The 4,611-nt window shown below is 45.1% G+C and carries 5 protein-coding genes and 1 pseudogene; 3 read left to right on the top strand and 3 right to left on the bottom strand.

Translation table 11 applies throughout. From position 1 onward, the window contains the following. Positions 1-231: 231 nt before the first annotated feature. Entirely contained in the window at positions 232-453 is a 222-nt protein-coding gene (locus tag IM319_RS05230; protein ID WP_287734909.1) for a hypothetical protein, read from the bottom strand. A 139-nt stretch (positions 454-592) separates the two neighbouring features. Here IM319_RS05230 and IM319_RS05225 point away from each other — a divergent pair, with 139 nt between their 5' ends. Beyond that, positions 593-1,399: a TlyA family RNA methyltransferase gene (locus IM319_RS05225; RefSeq protein WP_287734908.1), complete on the top strand. Its 807-nt coding sequence runs from the start codon at positions 593-595 to the stop codon at positions 1,397-1,399. A gap of 363 nt (positions 1,400-1,762) precedes the next feature. Then, positions 1,763-2,143, top strand: a complete 381-nt coding sequence (locus IM319_RS05220) for a cyclic nucleotide-binding domain-containing protein (protein ID WP_287734907.1) — start codon at positions 1,763-1,765, stop codon at positions 2,141-2,143. Positions 2,144-2,172: 29 nt separating this feature from the next. Here IM319_RS05220 and fmt read toward each other — a convergent pair whose 3' ends face one another. Together fmt and pgeF are read right to left on the bottom strand one after the other, a co-directional pair. Then, complete coding sequence (fmt, locus tag IM319_RS05215) at positions 2,173-3,150, bottom strand: methionyl-tRNA formyltransferase (protein WP_287734906.1); 978 nt, start codon at positions 3,148-3,150, stop codon at positions 2,173-2,175. Positions 3,151-3,246: 96 nt separating this feature from the next. Then, positions 3,247-4,041 (bottom strand): peptidoglycan editing factor PgeF, encoded by a 795-nt coding sequence (gene pgeF / locus IM319_RS05210; RefSeq protein WP_286824487.1) that lies wholly within the window; start codon positions 4,039-4,041, stop codon positions 3,247-3,249. Positions 4,042-4,212: 171 nt separating this feature from the next. On the opposite strand from pgeF, the pseudogene IM319_RS05205 reads away from it, so the two are divergent. Beyond that, positions 4,213-4,605: pseudogene (locus IM319_RS05205) on the top strand (DUF4351 domain-containing protein); the annotation flags it as partial. Between the last annotated feature and the right edge of the window lie 6 nt (positions 4,606-4,611).

Genomic DNA, 4,611 nt, shown 5'->3' with positions numbered 1-4,611 from the left:
TCAGGTGGTCAACTACCTAATTTTCAGGGAAAAAGTACCTGAATTTTCCCCCTGATCACTCCCAGTCCTGGTACTTTTTGATTGACAAAAAGTCTAAAAGTCTTACCCAACAAGGTTTTTAGATTTATTCAGCAGACCCTATCTAGGGGAGCGGGAAGGCAATTCACCCCCACATTGCCCCACATTAGTTGTTCTCTAGAGGCCAATGGGATAGTCTTGCCAATTATACAATTATAACCCTAAACGCTGCTTTTGGCGGGCTTTATAGGAGGCTAACAGCCAGATAGAGCCAGAAATCAAAGAAGGAGCAAGGACGAAAAAAGTGGCCATGGTTACGGGATGTTCCCGGGCCCACACCCAATAGATCATCACGGCAAAAATCAAGCCACAGTAAGCTAGTCCTAGAAAGGGGATGCCAATGACCAAAACGGCGAATTGAGTATCTTTATCCATAAAATATCGGAATGGCAGCGAAAATGTAGCTGATGGGTTTCGCTTACCCCTCTCCTTACTTATAATCTTCCTTCTGGGATTGCTTGCGGAAAAATAAGGTATTTTTTAGAATTAGGCGCTGATTATTGGGAGGCCTTCCTTGCCGAAACAAAGATTAGATTTATTATTAGTAGCCAAAAATCTCTGTGATTCCCGTCAACAGGCACAGCGATTAATTCGCGCTGGAGAGGTGAAAGTCAATCATCAAATCATCGATAAACCGGCCACAGAAATCGATCCAGAAGCGGCGATCGAGGTTAAGCAGAAACTGCCCTATTTGTCAAGGGGGGGCGAAAAATTAGCTAAGGCCTTAGAATTGTTTGCCATCGATGTCTGCGATCGCATTTGTTTAGATGGAGGCATTTCCACGGGGGGATTTACCGATTGTCTCTTGCAAAAAGGAGCAAAACGGGTTTATGGGGTCGATGTGGGTTATGGACAAGTGGCGTGGAGTTTACGGCAGGATGAACGGGTTATTTTACTAGAAAGAACTAATTTTCGCTATTTAACCCCGGAAAAGTTATACGGACAGGAAAACCCCGCCGATTTAGCAGTTATGGATCTGTCCTTTATTTCTTTGACCAAAGTTTTACCGACCCTGTGGACGCTATTAAATCCACCGCGAGAAGCGATTTTATTGGTCAAACCCCAATTCGAGGTGGGACGGGAAAAAGTTGGCAAAAAAGGGGTAGTTCGCGACCACCAAGACCAAGCAGGGGCGATTTTTCAGGTTTTACAGGCCGCCGAAGTCTTAGGATGGTTCTATCGGGGTTTAACTTGGTCTCCCATTACCGGACCTGCGGGTAACGTCGAGTATCTTCTCTGGTTATCCACCGATATCGGCCAGGTCAGTCCCAGTTTAGCAGCGATCGCAGAAATCACCCAAGAAGCGATCGAACAGTTTTAACCCCGGTGTTTTGTCAAGGAAGTGGGAAGTGGGGGAGATTTTCAGAAAACCCTTGACAAATGGCGAGACTTGCTTTATACTTTATGTATAATCGGAATCCGTGCGCCCATATATATAGGGTTTTTCAGCGAAGATAAGAGAGAAAAAAATAGACTGAAAAATCGGATTGGGTAGGAAGAGGATAAAGGTATGAAGACAGAAATTTTCCCTCCCCGACAAGGATTAAACAAAGCATTTCTGAGAATCAAACCGAATCTTTGTCAGGTAGAGAGGTTTCAAGTGTTCTTACATACAAAAACGATGATCGGGGAGTTCAATATATCGGAAAATGGGAGAGATAACCCGAAAAATTATTGTTAAATCATGTTAAGTCCCGTAGAGACGATTAAAATTCTCGAAAATCATCCCGATCGCACTTTTCCAGCTGGTGAAGTTATTTTTGCCGATGGCACGGAGGGCGAGTTAATGTACGGTATTCTTAGCGGAGAAGTGGAGATGTATATCAAGGAACAATTGATAGAAACTCTAGAAAAAGGGGATGTATTCGGAGCAGGATCGCTCCTGCACCCAGATAAACTGCGAGAATCCACAGCTATTGCCAAAACTGATTGTAAATTAGCCTGTCTCAATCAACCGCAGTTTTTATTTGCCGTGCAGGAAACCCCCATGTTTGCGGTCAAAGTATTGAGAAGTTATTCCGATCGCTTTCGCCGGTTGAAAAAAATCTTCACCGGTGAAGCATAGAGGAGCAAAGGAAAGCCATACCCCGAAAACTATTGACCGAAAATCTCACCGATAGTTAAACGGGAACCATTGACCAAATCCCCACCAGAACGCGGAGGTTTCCCCGATAATTGCACTTCTTCTAATAATAATAAACCCTCACCCGTCTGCACTACCGGCCCGAAATTTTTCCAGAGAGCCACGATCGATCCCACTTCTCCGCTTAGATGAGAAAGGTCTTTTGTCTGTAATTCTCGAGGCAGTTGACTAGGATCGTCTAGGGGAATAGTCGCCATCACTTTTAGAGGTTGTCCCCGGAAAGTGGTTAGCGCATTAGGATAAAAACCCCGGACTCGATCGTGAATTCTCCGGCCCGAATCTTGCCAGTGGATTAGATAGTCGGATTTTTGAATTAAAGGGGCATAGGTGGCATCGTCGTTATTTTGAGGAATTGGGGTAATTTCTGCTCGATCGAGCTTAGAGAGGGTTTCTAGGAGCAAATCCGCCCCTATTTGTCCTAGGGTTGCTCCCACCTGTTCGGCATGGTCAAAAAGAGCGATCGGGGTGTAGGCTTTCAGTAGCATCGGTCCGGTATCCATGCCCGCATCCATTAACATGGTGGTAATGCCGGTTTCTTTTTCTCCCCTAGCGATGCACCACTGCACGGGGGCTGCTCCCCGATATTTCGGTAAAATTGAGCCATGAACGTTAATACAGCCTAATCTCGGCATCTCTAGAATTTCTGGGGAGAGAATTTGTCCGTAGGCAACCACCACAAAGGCATCCGCTCGCGATTGTCTGAGAAAATCTAAGGTTCGAGCGTTTTTTTTGACACTTTTGGGCTGCCAAACCGGTATTTGCTGTTCTATGGCTATTTGTTTCACCGGTGAGGGGATTAATTGATTACCCCTTCCCCGGCGCTTGTCCGGTTGGGTAACGACGGCAATTACTTCTATATCGGGATTGGCTAATAATTTTTTTAGGGTGGGAACAGCAAAAGTCGGGGTTCCGAAAAAAACAATACGCATGGGAGAGGGGGGGGATTTTTCAGTTATCAGTGAGCAGTAATCAGTAATCAGTGAAAAGAAAGGGCGAATTCTTGAGTGAGAATGTCCACCGAGTTATTAACGGCTAACTATGCCAGACCATTGAATTTTTTTGGCTTTTTCCCGACGATAGGAGAAAAAATGATCCTCTTGTTGATAGGTACAAAAAGGAGCGATCGCAATTTGTTCATCCCTAATTCCTAACTGTTGTAGTTGATGATAAATCACCCGTCGCACGTCTAAGCGCACTTTTCCTTTTTCCTCGTCAGCAAATAAGGGGGAGGGGGACAGGTTAAATAAATTCGCCAGAATTTGGTCGGGATTGGTTTCTTGGGGGAATAAACTTAAACCCACTTCTGCGGCAACTTCTGTCTCTACTTGATACACTTCCCCGGCAATTGCCGGCCCCAGGGCCAGCACTAAGTTATCTAAACAACTACCGGAGTTTAATAACTGCTTTACTGCTTTGGGAACTATCCTTTTGGCCGTCCCTCTCCATCCAGAATGAATCGCCACCCCAACACCAGTAGAGCGATCGCCTATTAGTACGGGCGTACAATCAGCACTGGCCACCCAAATCCCTTGACCGGAAGCATCGGTGATAATTCCATCCGCTTCAACAATTTCCGGGTTAGTAATCCCTTGGGGATTTAATAGGCGATCGCCATGTACCTGTTTAACCCGATAAACCGGTACATTTGTCCCCAGAGCAGCCGTAAAAGCTTCCGGGGTTTGGGGGTAATAATGACGGGTAAAAAAGCCGTGGGACCAGTCCTCTAGGAGACTACAGGTAAGATAGGGCAATCCTTGCCATATTTGCCATTGCCACAGAGAAGTCTCGGTTAATCGGACATCGATCGCTACATTAGTCACAGTATAAGCCTCTCTTGCTGCATTAATGCCTCGTTCTTTCCTATCCTAGTTCTGAGCCTGGCAAACGACAACCGGAAGATTATTTAGGGTTTGCGGCAAAAATCAAAAATTGTTGTTAGGGTTAGGAGTCAGTAGCCAGTAGTCTCCGATTAGAAAAATAGTAGAGGATGAACAAGAGAGAGAGCTATCGATGAATTAGAGAGATTATCACCGAATGCTCCTCTAAAATCGGCTTCTTTAAACTTATTGTATAATTTGAGTAGAAATTTAGAAGCGTTATCGAAAAAAACACAGGAGGATAGGCAGTTTATTATGCGTTTAGCTCCACTTTACCAACAGGATAGAGAACAAGCGGTTCAAGAGGGGGTACAGCAGGGTCTTGAACAGGGTAGAATTCAAGAGGCCAATCTTGTTATTAGACTTCTTCAGCGACGTTTCGGTGAAATACCCCAGAATCTAGAAGAAATCATCCGCAGCCTTCCTGTGGAGCGATTAGAAGACTTAGGACTCGCTTTATTAGACTTTGACACTTTGACGGATTTAGACAACTGGTTGCATCCGTGACTCGCT

The sequence above is a fragment of the Microcystis sp. M113S1 genome, assembly GCF_020246945.1.
Lineage (GTDB): Bacteria > Cyanobacteriota > Cyanobacteriia > Cyanobacteriales > Microcystaceae > Microcystis.
The sequence above is the reverse complement of the archived record's forward strand: the minus strand, read 5'-3'. Positions and strand labels throughout refer to the sequence as shown.

Coding starts and splice junctions, on each gene's coding strand:
- IM319_RS05220 (WP_287734907.1), top strand. CDS start 1,763: ATGTTAAGTCCCGTAGAGACGATTAAAATTCTCGAAAATCATCCCGAT.
- fmt (WP_287734906.1), bottom strand. CDS start 3,150: ATGCGTATTGTTTTTTTCGGAACCCCGACTTTTGCTGTTCCCACCCTA.
- IM319_RS05230 (WP_287734909.1), bottom strand. CDS start 453: ATGGATAAAGATACTCAATTCGCCGTTTTGGTCATTGGCATCCCCTTT.